Genomic DNA, 23,015 nt, shown 5'->3' with positions numbered 1-23,015 from the left:
TTGCCGCCTTTTTCATGAGTTCAACACGACAATTGCCGCATTCAACGCTGTCGCCAGCGATAGCCATATGAGGTATGGCACGAATAGCAGCGCCGAGATGCGATCTGGTTGCCATGCGCGCATGATAAACAAAAGCACGCAAAACCAGACGCCGATGATTACGACAAGCCCCGGCACGGTCATGTGAGCGCCGAAGAAAATCGGCGTCCAGATGAAGTTCAATACCATCTGGCCAAACCACGGTCCGCGCCGCTTCCACCCGCTATCACTTATCCATGTGCGCCAGCCTGCAATGGCAATGAAGATATAAAGTATCGTCCAGATGGGGCCAAAGGCTGCGTTAGGCGGAGTAAACCACGGCTTTTGAAGCGCTGCATACCATTCGCCCGGCGGGAAACCGATGCCGATTGCCATTCCTACAACAATGATGACAAAGACGAAGACGGCCAGAAGACCCCATTTTTGCATATGCTTACTCCAACCTAGCCGCTGATCCGCGACGTAACCCCATAGCCAATATAGGCTGACGCGGCAGACAGGACAGTGCCCCAGACCATGTCTGCGATTGTCAGGGTCCACGACCAATTTTTCAAAGTGGCCTGATTGGTCAGATCATAAGTCGCATAAGCGACGAATCCGAGAAGCGCCCCGTGAACGAGCGTGACTGTACCACTACCGGCCAGAAGTCCGGGCTTGACCGCAAAGAAAACCAGTCCAAACACGAAAATCACATAGAAAACGACAGCTGGTGCGAGACGAAAACCCGGCGCAAGCATGTCGCCCATGACAGGGCGGTAAAACACGTTCGCCATGTTGGATAACCACACGGAGTCGATTGCCAGAAATGCAACCGCTGTCACCACATAGGCTATGAGATAATCTTTCATCGATAGCTCGCTCTCTTACTTGATGCGGGTCCAGCCCACATTGCGACACAGGAGGCCAGCCAGAACGCAGCCATTGGTCGTCATAGTGTCGCCGTCGACTTTCACGCTGATCTTGTAGGTCAGGTTGCGTTGCGGATCGAAAGCCGTACCTGAATATTGCCCGTCCGCAGTTTCGTTGATGCTCATCACCAGCCGGTCGCCGGTTTTCTCCTTTGGTGTTCCGGGCTTGATCCAGGTATTGGTCGCGCAGATATCCTTGCCGCATCCGGCAACTCTCACCCGCGCATTGCCATCTCCGCGCGCCCAGTTACCGTTGATCTCAGCCGCCTGCGCCGAGAAGGGAAACAACACCGTCATCATGCCGACCGTCAGTATCCATTTCATCGACGCTTCCTCCGTTAGTGGGTGTGGAGCCTAAGCATGTTCAATCGTGTAGAGCCCAACATTGATTGCACCTTCCTCGAACCCACCTTCGCAATAGCAAAGGTAGTATTCCCAAAGCCGCCGGAATTTATCGTCAAAGCCAAGCTTCTCGATTTCGGGCCAGTTGGCGATAAAGCGCTGACGCCATTCGGCAAGCGTAAGAGCATAGGAATGGCCGAAATGCTCGGTTTCCTTTAGAACCAGACCGGCCTTCGCAAGGTCGCGCTCAAGCACTTTATCTGACGGCAGAAAGCCGCCCGGAAAGATGAATTTCTGGATGAAATCGGCCTTGCGGCGATAATTTTCGTAGCGCGTTTCTTCTATTGAAATGACCTGCAGGACTGCTCTGCCGCCGGGCTTGAGACAGCGCTTCAGGGTTGCGAAATAATCCGGCCAATAGGCTTCGCCGACAGCCTCAAACATTTCAATTGATACAATGCGGTCGAACTGGCCCTGAACATCGCGGTAATCCTGCAAGCGAAGGTCAACGGCATCGCTCAGTCCCACGTTTTCAACGACGGCTTTTGCCCAGGTGAGCTGCGATGGCGACAGGGTTATTCCTGTCACATGGGCATTGCGATAGTTTGCGAGATAGCCCGCCAGGGCACCCCAACCGCAACCGATTTCAAGAATTTTCTCGCCGCCCTCAAGCGCCAGTTTTTCAGCGATATACTGCAACTTCTGCTCCTGCGCACTTTCAAGGCTATGCGTCGTTTCGTTCCAGATCGCAGATGAATAAAGCATCGAAGGGTCGAGCCATCGGGCATAGAAATCATTGCCGAGATCGTAGTGGGCTTCGATGTTGCGCCGGCTGCCGCGGCGCGTGTTTGCATTGAGCAGGTGGCTGATACGGTTCAGCGCCCGCATCCAGCCAGATCCGCGTAATGTGGATGTCAGCGTATCGCTATTGCGCGCCGCAAAGCGGATGACCGATGTGAGATGGGGCGATGTCCATTCGCCTTCGATATAGGCCTGCGCAAAGCCAATATCCCCGCCCGTCAGCAGGCGACGCAGGCTGTTCCATTTGACGATTGCAATTTTGGCTTCCGGTCCGGGCAATCGACCATTAACGGCAATGACCTCACCGCCGGGCAGCGAAAGTACCAATCGCCCATGCTGGACCTGCTTCAGCAGCCGTTTCAACACGATAGCCGAAGGGCTGAAAGCTGGTCGTTCAGTCCGGCTTGACGCCGATAGTTGATGATATTCGTCGAGCTGGCTCATGCGGCCTTGTTCCTCTGCTGGGCGGTCTCGTTACGAACAGATGTGATGGAAATCTCGGGCGCTGCAGGTCGTTTGCGTAAACCGATACCCTTCAACCATATTTTCAGCGCTTCCCAGTGAATGCCGCCAATCACTTTCAAGGTGAGAAACGGAATCGAAAAAAAGGCGCGTAGCAAGGCGGCGTCGCTCAGCTCAACCCGTCGCGCCAGATGGCGGGCCGTCAAAAGCAGGCCTTCATCATCAAAACTGTTGATGCGGATGGAAAGCCTGTCTGTGGGTGGCGTGACTTCAAACTCGTATCGCAGCTTCATATCCATGAAGGGCGATACGTAAAAAGCCTTGTCGCAGCTTTGTACGATGCGTCCGTTATCGCAGTTCTGGACCGGGATCATATAGCCGTGGCGCTGGCGAAAAGTGTTGTCAACTTCCCAGAGGATCGCCACGAGTTCGCCACCACAATTATAGCAGAAGAAAACACTGAGCGGGTTGAAAGCCCAGCCCGCAATACGCGGCATTGTGAGCAGGCGGATCGCACCGCCATCAGGTACTATTCCGGCTGCCTCCATGGCGCGTTCTACCTGCTTGCGCAGCGGCAGAGCCGATCCATCGCCTCTGTCTTTTTTGTAGAAAGAAAACAGATTGAAACGGTCGAGAGAAAACAGTTTCAACTTGCGATCAAGGGCTTCCAGCTCGTCCAGATCAAGCAGGAGCGAGTAGATTCTATAGGCCAGTTTGTGAACCTTCGGTCGCAAACGCGCATGGGTCACATGACCGGGAAACAGTGCCGAGTGGAAGCCTTTGCTCATGCCAGCGCTCTTTCCCGGATATGCAAAGTCTGGCGAACGATGCGCCCACTTTCCGGCTCGACCTGCCATGGGCGGCGCAGACCGCCCAGATCTTCTGCCACGGCAAGACCGGCCTGAAGCCCGTCCTCATGAAAGCCCGAGCCGAAATGCGCGCCGCAAAACCATGTTCGGCGGCGCCCTTGCAATGACCAGATTTCCTTCTGCGCACGATCTGTCGCCATGTCGAAAATCGGATGTTCATAAATCTCGCGACGGATCACCAGTTCCTCGCACGGTGCACGACAAGGATTGAGCGTAACAAAAGTCTCAGGCGCATTGCCCAACGGTTGCAGGCGGTTCATCCAGTAAGTGATGGATGGCTGCGTCGGGCCAGTGGCCGCATTGGTAAGGTAATTCCAGCTCGACCACGCCGCGCGGCGTTTGGGCATCAGCAACGCATCGCTGTGCAAAACCGCTTCATTACGTGAATATTGAAACGCGCCGAGAATACGGCTTTCATCCGCGCTCGGATCGGCCAACATGCGCAAAGCCTGATCCGCATGCGTGGCAATCACAACATCGTCGAACATATGGGGAATGCCGTTTCCGTCGATCAACTCGACAGAATGCTCGGAACGTCGCACGGATTTGATCGGTGTTGAGAGCCTGATCCGGTCTGCATAGGGCTTGGTGATCCGCCTTACATATTCCCGACTGCCGCCGGTTACCGTGCGCCAGATTGGTCTGTCACGAAGAGCAAGAAGACCGTGGTTGCAGCAGAAGCGGACGAAGCTTGCAGCCGGATATTGCCCCACTTTCATGGCAGGGGTGGACCAGATCGCTGCCGCCATCGGATAAAGATGATCTTCACGAAAAGCCCGGCCATAACCATTGCGTGCAAGATAATCATCGAGCGAAATACCGCCCATGATACTCAGGTCTTTGGGTGCATTGCGATAAAATCGCAAGAGATCGCGGATCATCGACCAGAAGCGCGGGCTGACCAGATTGGAGCGCTGGGCAAAGAGGCCGAGGCCGGTACCGCCGGAATATTCGTAAGCGCCATTTCCGACTGAAACAGCAAACGACATGTTCGACGCGGCGGTTGGAACGTCAAGCGCGCGAAACAGGGCAGTCAGATTGGGATAGGTCACTTCATTATAGACAATGAACCCGGTATCGACGGCCACAGGACCGTGACCGCTCTCAAATTCGACAGTGTTACTATGGCCGCCGATGCGGTCCGATGCTTCAAATAAAGTCACATCGTGGCTTTGCGAAAGCAGCCATGCAGCAGACAATCCGGAAATCCCGCTCCCGATAATCGCGACGTTGAGACGTTTAGGGCTGCCCGGACTGTTCGTGATATCCATAGTCCCTCTCTTCACCGCACGTTGAGCTGCGTGTGTGCTGCATTTTCATCGTTATACGTTTTGAGAAGAAGTTTGGTTCAATCGGCGACTTATTTTTTTAATTTTTTTGCGTCGCTTAAGAAACCAACCGGTCAAACGGAACGTATTGCATAAGGAAAAGCGAGCTCTCCACTAAAGGTCCGCCATGCAACCCGGTCTGCTTTTAATTGTTGCCATTAGTCTGTCTGCCATCATGGCATTTGCCTGGGCGCTTGAAAGAAAGACCGACAAAAGCGGCTGGATCGATGCCATCTGGTCGTTTTCGGTGGGGGTGGGCTCAATCATAGCCGTCATGCTTGCAGATGCGACCTGGCAACGACGTTCAGCGATACTGATTCTCATTCTGGCATGGTCGCTTCGCCTTGGCATTCACATCGCCAAGCGCAGCATGGGCCATGGTGAAGACCCTCGTTATGCAAGGCTGATAAAAGAATGGGGCGAAAACGCTTCCGTTCGCCTCCTTTGGTTTTTGCAGATACAGGCTCTCGCAGCCTTCATTCTGGTTCTGGTAGTCTATATCGCAGCTGTAAGTCGCCCCGATTTCCCATATTTCTGGGATATGGTCGGGATTGCAATCGTCGTCATAGCGCTGACGGGGGAAGCGCTATCTGACGCGCAGCTTGCTAAGTTTCGCAAAACCTTAGAAGCCAAAACTGAAATTTGTGAAACCGGCTTTTGGGCCTATTCCAGACATCCAAACTACTTCTTTGAATGGCTGTTCTGGTGTGCGTGGCCGCTGATGGCAATCACCGCATCGTCATGGAGCTGGCTGTCGCTGCTTGCTCCGATCCAGATGTATTGGCTGCTGGTGCATGTCTCCGGCATTCCCCCGCTTGAAGAGCACATGCTGAAATCGCGCGGTGAAAAATTCCGCGCCCTGCAACATCGCGTCAATGCATTTTTTCTCGGGCCGCGGAAAGGCAAGGGAAGATCAAAGGACTCGACATGAATATCGTGGCATCTGCGCGTCCGAAAATACGTTCTGCAACACATAAACCAAGGGTTATTGAATGACCGCGAAAGCGCTTGTCTGGTTGCGCAACGATCTGCGCCTTGCTGACAATCCTGCCCTTCATGCCGCGTCTAAGCTGGGGGGCACGGTCACGGCCCTTTTCGTACATGAAGCCAACCCACAATTGCGTGCACCCGGCGGTGCCGTCCGTTGGTGGTTGGAGCAGAGCTTGAATTTGCTCGAGAAAAGCCTCAACGAACGAAATGTCGAATTGATTGTTGCCGATGGCGAAGCGCTCAATATCATTGAACAGTTAATCGAGGAAAACGGTTTTGATATCGTTTTCTGGAACCGCCGTTATGCTCCTCAGGAACGAGAAGTCGATGCGCTCATCAAATCCATTTTAAAGGACAAAGGATTGCATGTGGAGTCCTTCGCGGGCAATCTGCTGGCGGAACCGTGGAAGATTAAAACCGGCAACGGCGGTTCTTATCAAGTTTTTACACCATATGCCAAATCGCTTCGCAGGCACGGCGTGAGCAAACCACTACCCTCACAAGACCGGAGGGTTGAGCCATCGACCGTCAAACACAAGCCCAAGCGACAAATCTACAAAGAGGCAATCTGGTCAAGAAAGATGAGCGGTCTTTGGCAGATAGGTGAAGCGGCTGCCATTGACCAGCTATATCATTTCTTTGATGCAACTATTCGCAACTATGCCGGGGATCGCGATCGTCCCGACCTTGAAGGCACATCAAAACTGTCGCCCCATCTTCGCTTTGGCGAAATGAGTCCACGACAAGCATGGCATGCTACGCTTTCGCTCATGGATCAGGATCAAAGCACCCAAGCTGGCGGTGAAAAATTTCTTTCTGAGCTGATCTGGCGCGATTTCCATTATCATCAGCTCTATTATCGTCCTGATATTGCTGAAAACGACATGCGCGACACATTGGCTGATATCCGTTGGCACAACAATTCAGAGACGTTTGATGTCTGGAAGACGGGCAAAACCGGTATCCCGTTGATTGATGCCGGCATGCGTCAGCTTTGGGCGACAGGCTGGATGCACAACCGTGTGAGAATGCTGGTGGCTTCGGTTTTAAGCAAGAACATGCAGATCGACTGGCGTGAGGGCGAGAAATGGTTCTGGGATACCTTGGTGGACGCGGATATCGCCAGCAATCCGGGGAGCTGGCAGTGGGTAGCTGGTTGTGGCATGGATGCCGCGCCTTACTTCCGTGTGTTTAATCCGGTCTTGCAGGGCGACAAGTTCGATACCCACGGCGTCTATGTACGCAAATGGGTGCCCGAGATCGCCGCACTGCCGGACCGCTGGATTCACAAGCCATTTGCGGCGCCAGAGGCAGTTTTGCGAGAAGCCGGGATTGTTTTGGGAGAAACTTACCCGCTTCCCGCATTCACCGCACCTAAAGCCAATTAATGGTCTGTTTCCAACATTTGCATCCCTCGGTTCAAGCGCTGAGCAAATGCTGGAAACATAGAGACCACTAGCGCTTTAACCTGCGTCCGAATTTTACAATATTTTGAATTGGACAATAAGTTCTCGCATCGCGGCAGAAGACCGCTTCGAGCATTGAAAAACGTTAACCAACAGCACGCTATCCAAGTATGACCACCGCTTAAATACGGCACCTGCCGTATATCATTCTACTTCAGCGAAGCCTAAATCTCTCAGCGTTTTGTCGATGGGGGAGGAACCATCATGATGTCGCTGGAGTTATTGATATCGTTTGCCGTCGCAACGCTGACATTTGCATGTATACCTGGGCCTGCAATACTTTACATGACTGCGCAAACCCTTGCACACGGTCGCAATGCTGGTCTGATGGCTGCTCTCGGCGTTCATCTTGGCTGCTATGTCCACATTGCGGCGGCTACGATCGGTCTTGCCTCGTTGATAGAGCATGCCCCGACCGTTTATGTGATCATCAGATTTGCCGGCGCTGCTTATCTTATCTGGCTGGGGCTCGTCATATTCTTTGATTGGAACAAGGCGAGCGATCATGCCAGCAGCCCGGTATCAAAGACATTTCGGGATAGTATCGTTGTCGAGGTTCTCAATCCCAAGACAGCGCTATTTTTTGTGACCTTTCTCCCGCAATTTGTACAACCGACAGCCGAAATCCCACTCTGGCTCCAGTTCCTTGTTCTGGGCGTTGTGGTGAACCTGATTTTCTCAATAGCCGATGTTGCGGCGGTGGCTGTCGCCTCATTCGCTTTTGGTCGGTTCAACAGCGATAGATCGGGTTGGCTCGTGCCAAAGACTTGCGGCACCATTCTGATGGGATTGGGTGCAGCGCTTGTCAGTCATCACTTTTAGCGACAGCACGTCGCAGATGTGTGGGCTGCAGGTGTCCCGATTGTTAAAGATACAGCCCTGATCGAAGCAGGTCTCCTTCGGAGCGGGTTGTTGTTATGCCCTTGATCTGAATGTACGATTTTTCTGGTCTAGCACCGCGAAGTCGGCTGTCGTCGGCAAGCGACCCATACCGGACATTCCAGATTAGGCCTCATTGTGGCCGCTCAGAATTGCCAAAGGTCAATTTCAGATAGCCTTTTAATCAATATTTTGTTCGGGCAATACGAAGAGCGATGGTATTTCAATCGGCATCATAGTGCTGTAGCGATCAACTCACTACCAAATTCTAAATGCATCCTGTCAACTGGCGAGATAATCCGGAAACCGTCGCATCAATGTCTGAAGCTCCCACAACACAGTCCTCATCTGATCGACTTGAAGCACTGAATATCGATGTTTCCTATGGCGACAGACAGATCATCGAGGATTTGTCGTTGCGTGTTCCTGATGGAAAGTTCACAGTCATCGTCGGACCTAATGCCTGTGGCAAGTCAACGCTGTTGCGTACGCTCGCCCGAATTATCAGGCCGGACAAGGGTTCGGTGATACTGGATGGCAAGCAGATAGAGCGTGTTCCTGCCCGTGAAGTTGCACGTATTTTGGGGCTTCTGCCGCAGAGTTCCATTGCTCCGAATGGAATTGCGGTTGCCGACCTCGTTGCCCGCGGACGTTATCCGCATCAGACTTTCTTGCAACGCTGGACTGAGGCGGACGACAAAGCGGTCAATTGGGCGATGCAAACGGCTCGGGTCGACGATCTCGCTGCGCGGGCCGTAGATGAATTGTCCGGCGGACAGCGCCAGCGCGTCTGGATAGCGATGGTTCTGGCGCAGGAAACGCCGTTGCTTCTGCTTGATGAACCAACGACGTTTCTCGACATCTCGCATCAGATCGAACTCCTGAACCTGCTGCGTAATCTTAATCGCAAACAGGGCAATACGATCGTGGCTGTTCTGCATGATCTCAATCAGGCGTGCCGTTATGCCGACCATATCGTTGCCATGCGGCAAGGACATATCGTTGCCGAGGGCAATCCGCGCGACATCATGACTGCGGAACTGGTGGAAACGGTTTTTGGCCTGCCTTGTGTGGTTATTGACGATCCGATAACCGGTGATCCCATGGTGGTTCCGTTGGACGATGCGAGAGATGATTAAATCCGTCGGGATCGTGTCAGGTACCAGATGAGATAGAGCCCGCCCACAAGGCCGGTCACACGGCCCACTGGAAGGACGAGACGGAAAGCCGCAAGCTGGATCAAAAGATCTGCAGCAATGAGTAGACAAGCCCCCATCAGCGCGGCGCTGATGATTGGAATCCCATTTATCCTCGTCAGTCGGCTGACCAGTTGTGGCGCGGCAAGGGCTATGAATGCAATTGGTCCCGCTGCGGCTGTTGCGAGTCCCGCCAGCAAAACTGCACATAAGATCATCGCGAGCCGGGTTCGTTCGACCCCGATCCCCAATTGCCGTGCCTGGTCGTCGCCCATTTCCATCATGGTTAGTCGCGTGGCGAAAAGGCTGATGAGCGGGATAATAAGAAGGCAGCCAGCCATGAGGGGCAAGACATGCTGCCATGTGCGACCGTTCAAAGACCCGGCCAACCAGAGATTTGCAGTGATCGCGTTGTCCAGATCGCCTTTAACAAGCATGAGCCCGTTGAGGGCACTCAGAGTAGCGCCAGCGCCGATACCAATCAGAACCAGCCGGTAGCCGCTTGTGGTGCCGTTTTTGAACGATAGAAGATAGACGATCCCTGCGGTTATGATACCGCCAGCGACTGCCGAGACAGCGACTGCGAGCGGGCCGCCACCCATGAAAACGATTTGCAGCAAGGCCCCCGTGGCTGCGCCCATGGTGAAGCCGATGATATCCGGTGATCCCAGCGGGTTGCGCGATACCGATTGGAATATGGCGCCTGAAACGCCGAGAGCTGCGCCGGTAAAGATGGCCGTCAATGTGCGTGGGAGGCGCAAATTGAGCAGAATCTGCTGCTGCATGGCGCTTGCATCACTGTGACTGAACAGGATTGAAACCGCTGTTTTTACGGGAATGTGGACCTTGCCGATCGTCATTGTGAAGAGGCCAGCAACAGTGATCAGAACTGTCAACAACAGCATACAGACAACGAAGCGCGGCTTTAGGCTAAAAGACAGGCTGCGGCTGCGCCAGATCCATTCGTTCGAGCGTGTGAAACGTGGCTGTTTCATAGTTGGGACATGCGATTTCGCCTGACGAGCAGGATGAAGAATGGTCCGCCGAAAAGACCGATCATGATGCCGACGCTGACCTCGCCGGGAGGTGCGATAATGCGGCCGAGTGTATCGGCAATCGTAACCAGAATGGCGGCGACAACCATCGAATAGGGCAGGAGCCAGCGATGGCCCGGACCGGCGAGAAGCCGGGCGATATGCGGAGCCGTCAGACCGACAAAGGCGATAGGACCGGCGGCGGCGGTTGCTGCCCCTGATAGAAATATGATGGAGATTGCAGCAAGGCTCCAGACCCGGACTGGATTGGCGCCCAAGGCCTTGCTCAGGTCGCTGCCGAGTGCCGCCGTGTCCAGGGCGCTTGCGAGTGAAAATGCCAGAGCCAGGCCAATGAGCGTGAGACCGCCGACCGGAAGAAAGACGGAATAGCCGCGTCCTTGCAGTGAGCCGACCGACCAGTTGCGGTATTGATCGAAGACTTGATCCGCGCTGTTGATGAGCACGATCTGGGCAATCGACATCAGGACAACAGAGACCGCGGCCCCCGCGAGAACAACGCGCAACTGACTGTCTTTTGCGCCAACATTGCCGAGCAGATAAACCGCAGTTCCGGCGAGTCCGGCGCCGATGACACCGAATGCCATATAGAAAGTTACATCGCTGAAGCCAAGAAGCGTGATCGCAATGACGATTGCCACTGATGCGCCGGCATTGATGCCCAATATGCCGGGATCAGACAGCGGATTGCGTGTCAGCGCCTGCATGACTGTTCCCGCCACGCCCAGTGCAGCGCCGACGATAATCGCCAGCAAAGTGCGCGGTATACGCAGATTGCGCACAAGGAGATGGTCACTCGACTGCGGGTCGAAGTGGAACAGGGAGTCCCATGTTGTTGTAAGCGTCACCGGACGCGTACCTATTGTGAAGCCGAACAAGGCGCAGGCCACCAGAAGTACGAACAACCCCAGAAGAACAGCCAGACGACGGCCCGCCTCCGAATGGCGTCGTTCCATCGTGGCCCCGGCTCCACTTCTGGCGCAGTCTGCTTTCAAAAAATCAGGCTCCGAACTTCTTCACGATGTCGTCGACGATCTGTCGTGCGCTGTAATTGTCGATGCGAAATGAATTGACGCCGAGACCGTAAACCTGACGGCTTTTAACCGATGGCACATTGGCAAGAAAGGGGTCATTCAGGAAAGTGGCGGCACCTGTATCATTCACGCGCAGGAGAAATGTGACGTTCGACTTCAAGTCGATGAGGTTTTCATAAGGAGCCCAAACGAAGTCTCCCCGGCTTTCGGCTTGTGTATGCCAGGCCGGGTTGGGGTCTTCGATTGCAAATCCGAGTGATGCCAGCAGGGAGGCATGAGGGCCGCCGATGCGAGCAATGGGATTGGCCTGTCCTGACCCGTTGAAGCTGATGATATTGGCCATGCCATCCGGCACTTTGATCTTTGCCTTGGCTGCGGCGACATAGGCGTCGAAATCGGCAATGGTTGTAGCGGCGTCCTTTTCCAATCCTGCTGCTTTGCCGAGTGTTTCGGCGAGTGCCTGCCATGTTTCGCTGCCGTCATCGACAAGAATGGTTGGCGCGATCTCACGGAATGCTGCAAGTTGATCCTTCGCCGATCCGGCCCCACTGACTGCTACGATGATCAAGTCAGGCTGTGTGGCATAGACGGTTTCTAGATCTACCGCGCCTGCGGGCCAGGCATTTTCCACGCCGCGTTCCTTGGCGACCGCATCCCATTGTGCGAAAAACTTGCCGTTTGCAGCAGAAGCGCTGGCAACAACGGGCGCGCCAATGGCAAGAAGCGTGCCGGTGGTTGATACAGATGTGGAGAGAATGCGTTCCGGTTTTTTCGGTATGATGGTCGTGCTGCCGTCCGCGTTGATGAAGGTTCGCGGCCAGCCTTCATCTGCCCGGGCAATGCTGATCGGTGCAAGCACCATGAAGCACAGCGCGATCAACAGCGCGAGTAGCTGGCGGATATCAGCAATTTTCATTTTGAAAATCTCCGGAAAAGATCGAACTGTTCGATCCCTATTAAATTGGCGGCATGTCTCGGGGGAAGTCCAAAATCCCGATTTTCTTTGTTTGGCTATCACAAAATCTCGATTGTCGGGATTAGGCTGCGTTTCACGGAGCGGGAGCAGTTGCCTGTTTGCGCAACGCGGATGGTGGATAACCAAAACGCTTTTTAAAGGCATTGGTGAAGTTTGGCAGATGGATATATCCGGCATCGAACGCGATGTCAGAAATGGTATGGTTGCTGAATAGCAATGCTTCATGCGCCTCGTCCAGCCATCGGTAGCGGATGAACTCGTTCAGCGAACAATGATGACCCTTGCGCACCAGCCGCTGAAGTGTCGCCTGGCTCATTCCCAGCGCTCCTGACATGTCTGCCGCCGACAGATGATCATGGGCGGTATGCCTGTCGATATACTGTATCAAAGCATAAAGGCGTTGCTGTTCAAGCACAGTAAGATCGCTGGATTGGGCAACCGCTTCACTGCGATTGCTGAATGTCGTGGTCAATGCTTCTGCAATGATGGCAAGCGTGTTGCTTTCCAGGAGAAGCCCGGCAAACGGCGGTTTACGCACGGCGACATCGAACATCTGACGGGCCAAAAATTCGACTTTCGGCCCCGGGTTCCATTGCCAGAAGCCAGTTTCTCCACTGAGCAGTGCTCTGAACCCCGCCGATACTTCCTTATTATCATTCCAACGCTGCAGCCATTCGCGCGACATGCCGATGACCATCTTGTCCAGATACTGTCCCTTTCGGGCGCGTCGGCGTAAACGGGCACCTTTTTCGTTGGAGACGATAACTGCGGAAGACTGCCACCGCCCTTTTGCAGTGCGTTTGGGCATGGGCAATGGTGTGCCGTTCAACGAGGCTTCGACATAGCCTTCAAGAAAAATATTGATGCAGACGCGCGCGTCGAGTTCAAGCTCCATTTCGAGGTCTTCGAGCTGCATGCGACGACCGAAATTGGCATAGACGCCGCAATCCATCCGCACTTTGCCCACAACGCCGCAGCCGACAACCGCTTCCGTCTGGTCACCCGTATCGAGAAAGCGGACACCGCGCTTGCGCAAGGCGTGTCGCGTCAGAGTAGGTGTCTTACGTGCTTCCGCTGACGGAAAAACGCCGATTGTGCTGTTCACACCGGTCTCCTGCATAAGTTTATGCGTGGCAAACGTAAGCGGAGCCCCGCTTGACCTCTTATAGGAATATATGAAAGTTACAGTCAAGATTAGCGGATGCGAGAGCGATTTTCAGTCCGACCCGATTTGGGGAAGGCAGTCTCTGCGGCGCTTGGGGGTGTTGAAATGAAGACGGAAACAATCGGAAATAAGTACCGTGTCGCCCAACTGATGCGTGTATTGCTGGGAACGACCATGTTGGCGGGGTTGGCGTTTGGCGCGCATGCTCAGGACACAGCTCAGGAAGCAGCACAGAACGCAGTCAAGGCCGAACAGGCAGCCGGTACGACGGTTCTTGCGCCGGTTGTGATCGAAGGCGCCAGTTACGAGACCGAAGGGACAGGCAGTTACGCGACCAAGATGATCAGCGTTGGCGACAAGGATACGCGCCCGCTGCGCGAAGTCCCCCAATCCACGACTGTTCTGACTCGCGAGCGTCTTGACGACGGTAATTTCACATCGCTCGATACGGCAATGCGCAAAACGCCAGGAGTCGTCGTTCTGACGAATGATGATGGTCGTTCCAGCATCTATTCGCGCGGTTTCGAATTCGATACGATCTATATGAACGGTCTTTCGACGCCGATTCAGTCGATCTACGGCACACAGCCCGATATGGCGGTGGTTGACCATATTGAAATTCTACGTGGCCCATCGGGTCTCTTCGGCGGAACCGGCGAGCCTGCAGGCGCAATCAACATGCGTCTCAAGCAGGCTTCCGATGAATTCAAGGCAAGCGCCAATACGATCTTCGATTCATGGAGCGGCAAGCGCATCGAAGGGGATGTCACCGGCCGGTTGACCCCATCTGGCAATGTCCGTGGCCGTCTCGTCGGCGTGCTGTCGGCCAAGGATAGCTGGGTGGATGACAATGACAACAAGGTTGGCGTGCTGTACGGCACCATTCAGGCCGACCTGAATGAAAATACGACCGCAACCTTCAGCATCAACCATACCGAACGTAACATCACACCGTTTAATGGTCTTCCGACGCTCTCGGATGGAACATTGCTCGATCTCGACCGATCCACATTTACCGGTGCGGATTGGAACAATTTCGAAAGCAATGTCACTCAGTATATTGGTGAAATCGAACACCGTTTCGACGATGGCGGGCATGTCAAAGTGTCGGCACTCTATTCGCGCGTCGACACGAATTTCCTCTATGCCTATGCCGCAGGTGCGGCTAATACGTCGGGCATCGTCAGCAGTGGCACGCGCTGGTTGGCACGTGACTATCAGCAAGATTCGGTTTCGCTCGACGCGCATATCAGCCGCCCGTTCGAAATGTTCGGTCTGGAAAACAACATCATTGGTGGTGTCGATTATCGCGGTAGCAAAGACACGCTTTATTCGGCCACAGGTGTGATCTCTGGCGCTCAGAGCTTGTATAACTGGAACACCCATCTTGCCGAGCCAACGGTAAAATATGGTAGCCCGACCAAGACCGAAACCGATCAATATGGCGTTTATGGTCAGTGGCGCATCAAGCCTGTTGATAAACTGACCTTGATCGGTGGTGGTCGTTTCAGCTGGTATGATGGTCAGTCAAGCGGCGATGAAGTCAAGATCGATGGTGAGTTCACACCTTATGGCGGTGTGGTTTACGACCTGACGGATTGGCTTTCGGCCTATGGCAGTTACACGGAAATATTCCAGCCGCAATCGGTTACGGACGCAAACGGCTCGATCATCGATCCGCGCACCGGGCGTCAGTTTGAAATAGGCTTGAAGGCTGATCTGACCGATAATATCAACGCTTCGCTCGCCTGGTTCGATCTGACCGACAAGAACCGCGCTGTCGCTGATCCAAGCAATACCAGCGACTATCTCGCGCTGGGCAAGGCGCATCTGAAGGGCGTCGAATTCGAAGTCAACGGCGAAGTCCTGCCTTATTGGGAGGTAACTGCCGGCTATACCTATACCGACACCGTGTATGAGGATACGCAGCGCGCTGCCGGTTCGGAATTCTATACGCCGGAACATATGCTACAGCTGTTCACCAAGTATACATTTAACGGTCGTGGTGACTGGACAGATGGCATTTTCGTTGGCGGTGGCGTTAAGGTATTCTCGTCATTCAAGAATATTTCAAGAACTGCCGCTGGTGGTGCGACGACAATTGAGGCGCCGGGCTATGGTGTGGTCGACTTACAAGCGGGTTACAAGTTCAATGAACATGTGACCGCCACCCTTGCCGTCAACAATGTGTTCGACAAGAAATATTACGAACGCGTTGGTGGAACATCTGTCTTCAACTTCTATGGCGAGCCGCGCAGTGTTTCGTTCAAGTTGGGAACGACGTTCTAAGCAACGGATACAAATACCAATATAAAAAGCCCGAAACGTTGGTTCCGGGCTTTTCTTCTTTTACGTGAAGGCGCCTTCTTAGCTGAAGGCAAGCAGTTGCACGCGTCGTACGCCGTGCATCAACATATCGAAATGATCGTGATCCTTGGCAATGATCAATTGCATCTCAAGATACGGGTTTGCTTCCGCAATCCTCTGTGCCGCCTCGGTGATGTTGTCTACCATTGCGCGTCTGTCCAGATGCGCCTGCCGCTGGTCGTTCAGGGGTTGCGAGGCATATTGCTCGTCCTGGCCGACCGTAATGACCAGCTTTTCACACGCAGTGATTGCTGGGAGTGCGCGGAGACGGCGGAGCATCATCGTCTCACTGAACCATAGCGAAGGACTTGCGGCCCAATAACGCTGGAAATGACCGGGATGGTTCAACAAAACATGGATGGCAAAAAGCCCGCCATAGGAATGCCCGAAGAGTGTTTGTCGTGTGAGATCGAATGGGAATTTTGCTGCCAGAAGGGGACGCAATTCTTCGACAATGAAAGACAGGAAGTCAGAAGCATTACCGAACTCATCGGAAACACGATCGTCTGTCTCACCGTCCGGTATGGGGGTGTAGTTGCGCGCGCGCGCTGCGGGGTTGCGGAGCGGGCCGCCCGGAAAACCTATTGCGATGATCAGGCCATCGGCTGTTTCCGCACCATCGACCGGCGAGCCTGCTGTAAAGTTGCGTGTGGGCCGACTGTAGGTCAGCGGAAAACTTCTTTCGGCATCCAGCATCCACAAAACCGGATATCCACTTTCCGGAGCAGGATAGTTTGGAACACGCACCAGAACTCTGTATGACTCACCAGTGTGCTTTGAGTAGAGCTCAAAGCTTTGCGATCCGGACAGATATACCGGTTGCCATTCACTGGTTTTCATTTTCATTATCCGGCTCTTTTCAACGAGATACGATAGCTGGGCTCAATTCTTATACGCATCAAAATTGTCATGATTTCAAGCGGTAACGTCACCTTGAATGCGCGAATTTTTCCGAGAGACATAATAGATGCCAAAGGCCATGCATTTTGGATATTTATTTAATAATATCAGGCAAATAGATGCCAGTAAGAACTGGTGGAGCATCCCCACGTATCTGAACCAGAATTCAACAGCATTGCCACCATTTCCTTCTGATTACGCAAGCTCGGATTATAGGCCAGTTACCATCGCCCGCATAAAAGTATCCCTTACTTGCCGAAATGCTGCGCTATCGGTTGACTCAGAAGCCAAATGCCAAAATAATAAACATGTTAAATAAATGGGTGGAGGAACCAGAATGTTCATGACTGGATAGCGTTTCAGTTGGATCGCTTGATGACCAAGCTTCAATCGGAAGCGGGGAAACTCACAGAGGCGCGATAGCGAGAGCATGCCGTGCTGGCGTCTTAGTCAGCGCAATAGGTTTAAATATCTACAGCATCATTCTCTGATTGTGGCTGCGTTAAGCGTTTCCAACACAGGAAAACCCGAAGTCAATTTTATCCCTTCACATTTGAGGTTTGCAATGAGCATTGTTTCTCTTCTGCCCGAGGTGGAAGCGTTTATCGGCCGCGAGCATGGTTTGTTTATTGATGGCGTCGCGACGCCTGCAACGACCACAGGACGGATCAGCATCACCAACCCGGCGAATGGTCGGATTTTCGCATCGATCGCGGATGCCTCTGATGAGGACGTGGACAAGGCCGTTCAGTCGTCGCGCAGCGCTTTCAAGGGCGTGTGGGCCAGGACAAGCCCTGCGGAACGCGCGAATATTTTGCTGCGGCTTGCCGATCTTTTTGGCAAGTACCGCGAGGAACTTGCACAGATTGAGACCCTTCAGTCGGGCAAACTCATCCAGATATCGCGCGGGTTTGAAGTTGATGCGGCGGCGGCATTCCTGCGCTATTATGCAGGATGGGCTACCAAGATTACCGGTGAGACCATTCAACCATCGCTGCCTTCGTTCAATGGTGAGCAGTACACGGCTTATACCCTTCGTCAGCCTGTTGGTGTGGTCGTTGGTATTGTACCGTGGAATTTCTCGATCCTGATTGCAGTCTGGAAATTTGCATCCGCACTGGCGACTGGTTGCACATCGATTATCAAGCCGTCGGAGTTTACGCCGCTGACTATGCTTCGTATTGCGGAGATCGCGAAGGAAGCCGGTGTGCCTGACGGGGTTCTGAATGTTGTTACGGGTACCGGCAAGGTTGGAGCCGCCTTGATTGCTCATCCGGGAACCAACAAGGTCAGCTTCACCGGGTCGGTGCCGACGGGTATTGCCGTTGGCAAGAGTGCATTCGATGCGAAACTCACCCGCGCGACGCTGGAGCTAGGCGGCAAGAACGCTGTTGGCTTCTTGCGCGATGTCGATGCTGACAAGGCCGTAAATGGCATTTTCGAAGCGGGCTTCATCCATCAGGGGCAGATCTGCGCGGCTGGTGAACGCTTTTATGTGCATCGCTCGCGTATGGATGAAATTTTGGAAAAGCTCTCGGTCCGGATTTCCGGTCTGAATGTCGGCAATCCCTTGGATGAAGATGCCCAGTTCGGCCCACTGTCCAATAAGCCTCACCTTGAGAAAATCGCCGGTTTCTTCGAGCAAGCCCGTTCTCAAGACGCGCAGATTATCTGTGGTGGCAAGGTTCTTGATCGTCCAGGTTTTTATGTTGAGCCGACGGTCATTCGCGTTGATAAGCCTGACGCAGCGCTGATCCGGGAAGAGACCTTTGGTCCAATCGGCACGTTCTTCGCCTATGACGATGAAGAAGAGCTGCTGGAACTGATGAATGATACGCCATTTGGACTTTCTGCCAGTCTGTGGACGGAGGATCTTTCCAAAGCGCTACGCATGATCCCACGCATTGAAGCAGGTACTGTTTGGGTCAACATGCACACCATACTTGATCCGGCAGTCCCATTTGGCGGGATTAAATCATCGGGCATTGGGCGCGAGTTTGGGAGTGCATTCATCAATGACTATACGGAACTCAAGTCGGTCATGATCCGCTATTGAATTGAAAGGCCCCAACGTCTCATCTGACGTGGGGGCCTTTTGCTTGTTATTGCTATAGTCTCAACACTCGCACTATCGCGCGGCGATTCCCTCGCACTGATCGTCGATCAGGCAGGGGCGGCTGGATGAATAAAGGGCCACGGACTTGTCTCAGAGGCGCGTTCCACGGTGACCTCGATAAGTGCGGGAGCATCAAGAAGAAGCGCTTGTTCCAGAGCCTTCTTCAGGTCGGCGGGGTTTTCAGCGCGCCATGCTGCCACACCAAAACTCTCGGCAAGTTTGACGAAGTCCGGGTTATCAAGGTTAGATCCGATGTAGCGTCCCTGATAGGCCTGACGCTGGTCACGGAGCACGTTTCCATAAGACTGGTTGTTGAAGACAACAGCGACAACATTGATCGCGTGTTGCGCGGCGGTGGCGAGTTCTTGTACGCCGAACAGAAATCCACCATCGCCGGATATCGACACAACTGCCTTATCGGGGTTGGCAACTTTGACGCCAAGCGCCGTATTATATCCAAAACCCAGATTGTCCTGATAGCCACACGTCACATACTGACGTGGAGCATAAACAGGGAAGCCAAATCGCGCGGTGAAACCAACCTGGCTGATTTCTTCCACCAGAAAGCCATCACGGGGCAGAACTTCACGTATGGCGTCGAGATAGGCCATTTGCGGTTGAACGCTGGAGAATGCCTCACGCGCTTGTAGTTTTCTCTCGCTGAACTCTGCCGTACGATCCTGACTGGTCGGGTTGACAGCATTCGTAAGCGCAAGCGTTGCTTCTGCGGCATCGGCCACAATTGCAACATCAGGCTTGAGGCGAACCATTTCTGTCGCATCGATATCAATACGAATGACTTTGATGCCTTTGGGCATCCAGCGCCAGCGCATGAATTGCAGTTCGAGACGGCTGCCAATACCGATGAGAAGATCGCAATCTTTCCAATAGTCGAAACCAGCAACCGAGTTGAAAGCGTAAGGATCATCGTCCGGTACGATACCCTTGCCTGAACGGTGCGCGGTGACTGGCGCTTGTATCGCCTCCGACAGTGCCTTGATTTCGGCAGCTGCGTCGACAGCACCACCGCCAACCATGATGAGAGAGTTCTTCGCCGCAGCAATCAGTTTGACGGCGGCTTCGATGCTGTCGGGATCGACCGGCGGTGGCGCCAGCGGCTCGCCAACCAGGGGAGAAGCAATCAGTCCCTTCTGGCCAAAGACGTCCCACGGGGCTTCAACCGCAACAGGTCGCTGCCGTCCGGACGACATCTGTGTGAACAGGCCTGCCATCACGTTATAGGTTGAGGACGGGTGTTCGATGCGTTCCGCCACTTTTGTCAGGCCACGAAGCGTAGCCAATTGATCCGGTAACTCATGCAATTGTCCACGGCCACGACCGATCAGGTCTGCCATGATGTTGCCGGTGATACAAAAGACGGGAGCATTGGCGCCATAGGCTGTGCAAAGCGCTGCGCCCGAATTGAGAACGCCGGGGCCAGGGACAACGGTATAGACGCCGGTTCGCCCAGAGGACTTGGCATAACCATAGGCCATGTAACCAGCGCCTTGTTCGTGGCGCGTATGGATAAAACGAAGCTTGTCCCGGTATTCATAGAGCGCGTCATTGAAGTCATACATATGTGCGCCGGGAATACCAAAGACCGTATCGACGCCGTTCGCAATCAGGGACCGTGCGATCTTCTGACCTGTCGTTTCATGCTCATTCATGGTCTGTTACTTTCTTTCGTCTTCGTTCCATTCGCAACGTTTTTAACGCTGGTTGACGATTGCAGCGGAAAACCGCAGCGCCATTAGCCCGCCAAGAGCGATCAGTGCGGCCAGCACATACAAAGCTATCGATGAGCTTTGCGTTTGGTCGCGCATCCAGCCAATAAAATATGGAGCGACAAATGCAGCCAGATTTCCAAGGCAGCTAATGAAAGCAAAGCCGGCTGCCTGCGTGCCCGGTGCAATGAAGGAGGGGGGCAACTGCCAGAACTGTGGCAGCGAAGCGCTCGCACCCATGCCGGCAATGATAAGACCCAGCATAACAAGCATCGGGTTTGGCACAGCAAAGCCGACCAGAAAGAGGCCGCCAGCGGCCATCAGAGACGGAATGACAAGGTGCCAGCGGCGCTCGGCGCGTCGGTCGGAGGAATAGCCAAAAGCAACCATGGCTATACAACCCGCAAGATACGGAAGAGCACTCAGAAGGCCGATGGTTGCGTCACTGGCTATGCCGGTTTCGTGAATGAGAGCAGGCATCCAGAAGGCGATGGTGTTAACTGCCAGCATGACCGAGAAATAAATGCCGACAAGTTGCCAGATCTTTGCATCGCTGATGCATGCCCACAAGGACGTATTGGCGACGGGACTGGCTTCGCGCGCCAGTTGAGTGGTGAGATAGTCTTTTTGGGTCTTGTCCAGCCAAGGCGCATCCTTGATGCGATCAGGGATGACGCAATAAACGATAACGCCCAACAGCAGAACGGGCAGACCTTCCAGCAAGAACATCCATTGCCAGCCGCGCAATCCGGCGAACTGGTTGAAGCTTTCCAGAATCCAGCCTGAAACGGGGCCGCCGATCAGCCCGGCCGCCGGTACCGACAGGCTGAATATTGCGATGATCTGACCACGGCGGCGTCCCGGAAACCATCGATTGATATAAACCAACATGCCCGGATAAAAACTGCATTCTGCGATCCCCAGCAGAAAGCGCACGACGTAAAATTGCTGGGCGGATGTGATCAACAAGGTTGATGCGGAGAGAATGCCCCATACTATCATGATGAAGGCGATCCAGCGTCGCGGACCGACCTTGTCGAGCATTATATTGCAGGGGACGCCGAAAATAGCATAGGCGATGAAGAAAAGGCCGGCTCCAAGCCCATAAGCCGTGTCGCTGAAGCCAAGATCCGACGTCATTTGCAGCTTGGCAAAGCCGATATTGATGCGGTCGAGATGCGCGAATATATAGCTCACGATCAGGAGCGGCATGATACGCCATGTCACGATGCGGTGGATCGTGTCGCCAAGTTTGTCTTCGTCAGCATGACGGCTATTCAGTACTGCTTCCGCAGGTGCTTGTGATGTTAATCCCTGAATTCTCATATTGCCTCCCAGCAATCACGGTCCTCTTCCGTGGTCCATTTCCTCGATCAGCTTTTCAGCTGGTATGCGGTATCAACTCTTCAATTTATTAAACATGTTAAGTAAATAGATATACGAGAAACGGCGGAATAGTGTTGAAACCGATTGAATCATGCGGTGAAATATCGTCGATAGATAGAATATTCTTAATTGATTTGCAGGTATATGTTCTCTTAGAAAATTCCAATCGGTGTATTATGTAATTCTTACAAGTATAATAATGTAAATCAATGAATTCATCGTGGGTTATCTCCCAAAACCCGTATGAAATTTATTTCTGGTCGCATTTTTTGCGAGGCGTCGTATCTATTCGTTACATCTAATTTTCGATAAAGTAAACATGTTAATTAAAAGCAGATGCTTCCGACAAGCAAGCAGGGCCGATGCGTTATATGCGCGGTGCGATCATCGTGGCGGGCACTATCAAGGAGGACCCCGCCTGCTCAAGCCGCAATAGGGAAACGGTGGGAAAAGGCTGGAACTAGTCGTTGATGGCCGCCAGATCTTCCAGTGTGTCGAGCAGCTGCTCGATGCGCTCGCGTCCAAAGCGTTCTTCCAGTCTTGCGTAGATCAGCCGGCTTTCCGGCGCGACGTCCTTGATGATAGCCAGGCCGATGGGGGTTATTTCCAGCAGCACCCGGCGACCGTCATTATGATCCTTGGCTTTGGTGATAATTCCACGCTCTTCCAGAGACCGTATAATGCGAGTCAGGCTCGGAGCCAGGATGAAGGCCTTGTCAGCCATCTCCGACGCATCGACCACGCCCATTTCTGCCAGAATACGCAGAACGCGCCATTGCTGCTCAGTAATATCATGCTGTGCAAGCATTGGCCGAAAGTGGCTCATAACGGCCTCGCGGGCACGCAGCAATGCAATCGGCACCGAACGCCGCGTGTCGCGAGGTAGCAGGTCTTCTTGCGATGATTTCGATTTCGGAGCGGAATGATTTTGCATGCAAGCTTTATCCTGCATTTTCCAACGCTTTTCAATCATGTGTACGCTGCATCCCCTGTCGTGTCGTTTAGCGGGCTT

General features: G+C 53.6%; 20 protein-coding genes. 6 read left to right on the top strand and 14 right to left on the bottom strand.

From position 1 onward, the window contains the following. Window positions 1-12: 12 nt before the first annotated feature. From ACTJKP_RS08360 to ACTJKP_RS08335, 6 genes are read right to left on the bottom strand one after another with little or no spacing between them, the layout of a single operon-like run. Entirely contained in the window at window positions 13-468 is a 456-nt protein-coding gene (locus ACTJKP_RS08360; protein ID WP_440630299.1) for a TspO/MBR family protein, read from the bottom strand. A gap of 14 nt (window positions 469-482) precedes the next feature. Continuing rightward, on the bottom strand, window positions 483-887 hold the full coding sequence (locus ACTJKP_RS08355) for a DUF2177 family protein (RefSeq protein WP_440630298.1): 405 nt from the start codon (window positions 885-887) through the stop codon (window positions 483-485). A 15-nt stretch (window positions 888-902) separates the two neighbouring features. Then, entirely contained in the window at window positions 903-1,271 is a 369-nt protein-coding gene (locus ACTJKP_RS08350) for a DUF2147 domain-containing protein (protein WP_113534590.1), read from the bottom strand. 30 nt (window positions 1,272-1,301) lie between these two features. After that, window positions 1,302-2,534, bottom strand: coding sequence for a class I SAM-dependent methyltransferase (locus ACTJKP_RS08345; protein WP_440630297.1), 1,233 nt, complete (start codon window positions 2,532-2,534; stop codon window positions 1,302-1,304). Next, window positions 2,531-3,340 carry a DUF1365 domain-containing protein gene (locus tag ACTJKP_RS08340; protein ID WP_440630296.1) on the bottom strand — a complete coding sequence of 270 codons (810 nt, stop codon included), beginning with the start codon at window positions 3,338-3,340 and terminating at the stop codon, window positions 2,531-2,533. Before ACTJKP_RS08340 ends, ACTJKP_RS08345 begins: the two co-directional genes overlap by 4 nt. Further along, window positions 3,337-4,692 (bottom strand): NAD(P)/FAD-dependent oxidoreductase, encoded by a 1,356-nt coding sequence (locus ACTJKP_RS08335; RefSeq protein ID WP_440630295.1) that lies wholly within the window; start codon window positions 4,690-4,692, stop codon window positions 3,337-3,339. The genes ACTJKP_RS08340 and ACTJKP_RS08335 overlap by 4 nt, the downstream gene beginning before the upstream one ends. A gap of 184 nt (window positions 4,693-4,876) precedes the next feature. Here ACTJKP_RS08335 and ACTJKP_RS08330 point away from each other — a divergent pair, with 184 nt between their 5' ends. The 4 genes from ACTJKP_RS08330 (at window position 4,877) to ACTJKP_RS08315 (ending at window position 9,223) form a co-directional block, all read left to right on the top strand. After that, complete coding sequence (locus tag ACTJKP_RS08330) at window positions 4,877-5,680, top strand: DUF1295 domain-containing protein (protein ID WP_440630294.1); 804 nt, start codon at window positions 4,877-4,879, stop codon at window positions 5,678-5,680. A gap of 61 nt (window positions 5,681-5,741) precedes the next feature. Then, window positions 5,742-7,127: a cryptochrome/photolyase family protein gene (locus ACTJKP_RS08325; protein WP_440630293.1), complete on the top strand. Its 1,386-nt coding sequence runs from the start codon at window positions 5,742-5,744 to the stop codon at window positions 7,125-7,127. Window positions 7,128-7,409: 282 nt separating this feature from the next. Further along, on the top strand, window positions 7,410-8,027 hold the full coding sequence (locus ACTJKP_RS08320; protein ID WP_440630292.1) for a LysE family translocator: 618 nt from the start codon (window positions 7,410-7,412) through the stop codon (window positions 8,025-8,027). Window positions 8,028-8,401: 374 nt separating this feature from the next. Continuing rightward, window positions 8,402-9,223, top strand: a complete 822-nt coding sequence (locus tag ACTJKP_RS08315) for an ABC transporter ATP-binding protein (RefSeq protein ID WP_440630291.1) — start codon at window positions 8,402-8,404, stop codon at window positions 9,221-9,223. On the opposite strand, the gene ACTJKP_RS08310 is transcribed toward ACTJKP_RS08315, so the two are convergent. From ACTJKP_RS08310 to ACTJKP_RS08295, 4 genes are all read right to left on the bottom strand, one after another. After that, window positions 9,220-10,275, bottom strand: coding sequence for a FecCD family ABC transporter permease (locus ACTJKP_RS08310; protein ID WP_440630290.1), 1,056 nt, complete (start codon window positions 10,273-10,275; stop codon window positions 9,220-9,222). The genes ACTJKP_RS08315 and ACTJKP_RS08310 overlap by 4 nt on opposite strands. After that, on the bottom strand, window positions 10,272-11,288 hold the full coding sequence (locus ACTJKP_RS08305; RefSeq protein ID WP_440630289.1) for a FecCD family ABC transporter permease: 1,017 nt from the start codon (window positions 11,286-11,288) through the stop codon (window positions 10,272-10,274). Before ACTJKP_RS08305 ends, ACTJKP_RS08310 begins: the two co-directional genes overlap by 4 nt. 43 nt (window positions 11,289-11,331) lie before the next feature. Next, complete coding sequence (gene fepB / locus ACTJKP_RS08300) at window positions 11,332-12,282, bottom strand: Fe2+-enterobactin ABC transporter substrate-binding protein (RefSeq protein ID WP_440630288.1); 951 nt, start codon at window positions 12,280-12,282, stop codon at window positions 11,332-11,334. A gap of 133 nt (window positions 12,283-12,415) precedes the next feature. Next, window positions 12,416-13,294, bottom strand: a complete 879-nt coding sequence (locus tag ACTJKP_RS08295; RefSeq protein ID WP_440630287.1) for a helix-turn-helix domain-containing protein — start codon at window positions 13,292-13,294, stop codon at window positions 12,416-12,418. Between the two features lie 318 nt (window positions 13,295-13,612). Here ACTJKP_RS08295 and ACTJKP_RS08290 point away from each other — a divergent pair, with 318 nt between their 5' ends. Beyond that, a complete protein-coding gene (locus ACTJKP_RS08290; protein WP_440630286.1) occupies window positions 13,613-15,796 on the top strand; it encodes a TonB-dependent siderophore receptor in 2,184 nt (727 codons plus the stop codon). A gap of 78 nt (window positions 15,797-15,874) precedes the next feature. On the opposite strand, the gene ACTJKP_RS08285 is transcribed toward ACTJKP_RS08290, so the two are convergent. Next, window positions 15,875-16,720, bottom strand: coding sequence for an alpha/beta hydrolase (locus tag ACTJKP_RS08285; RefSeq protein ID WP_440630285.1), 846 nt, complete (start codon window positions 16,718-16,720; stop codon window positions 15,875-15,877). Between the two features lie 619 nt (window positions 16,721-17,339). Between ACTJKP_RS08285 and ACTJKP_RS08280 the strand changes: the two genes are divergently transcribed. Further along, window positions 17,340-18,830, top strand: a complete 1,491-nt coding sequence (locus ACTJKP_RS08280; protein ID WP_440630284.1) for an aldehyde dehydrogenase family protein — start codon at window positions 17,340-17,342, stop codon at window positions 18,828-18,830. A 107-nt stretch (window positions 18,831-18,937) separates the two neighbouring features. On the opposite strand, the gene ACTJKP_RS08275 is transcribed toward ACTJKP_RS08280, so the two are convergent. From ACTJKP_RS08275 to hpaR, 3 genes are all read right to left on the bottom strand, one after another. Beyond that, a complete protein-coding gene (locus ACTJKP_RS08275) occupies window positions 18,938-20,560 on the bottom strand; it encodes a thiamine pyrophosphate-dependent enzyme (protein ID WP_440630283.1) in 1,623 nt (540 codons plus the stop codon). Between the two features lie 42 nt (window positions 20,561-20,602). After that, the gene (locus tag ACTJKP_RS08270; RefSeq protein ID WP_440630282.1) at window positions 20,603-21,943 is read right to left on the bottom strand and encodes an MFS transporter; all 1,341 of its coding nucleotides are present in this window, start codon (window positions 21,941-21,943) and stop codon (window positions 20,603-20,605) included. 520 nt (window positions 21,944-22,463) lie between these two features. Next, window positions 22,464-22,955 carry a homoprotocatechuate degradation operon regulator HpaR gene (gene hpaR / locus ACTJKP_RS08265; protein WP_176168352.1) on the bottom strand — a complete coding sequence of 164 codons (492 nt, stop codon included), beginning with the start codon at window positions 22,953-22,955 and terminating at the stop codon, window positions 22,464-22,466. Window positions 22,956-23,015: the final 60 nt, after the last annotated feature.

Origin of the sequence: Brucella sp. 22210, from assembly GCF_052045675.1 — a bacterium.
In the GTDB taxonomy this organism is placed as follows: domain Bacteria; phylum Pseudomonadota; class Alphaproteobacteria; order Rhizobiales; family Rhizobiaceae; genus Brucella.
This window is presented reverse-complemented; position numbering and strand designations above follow the sequence as displayed.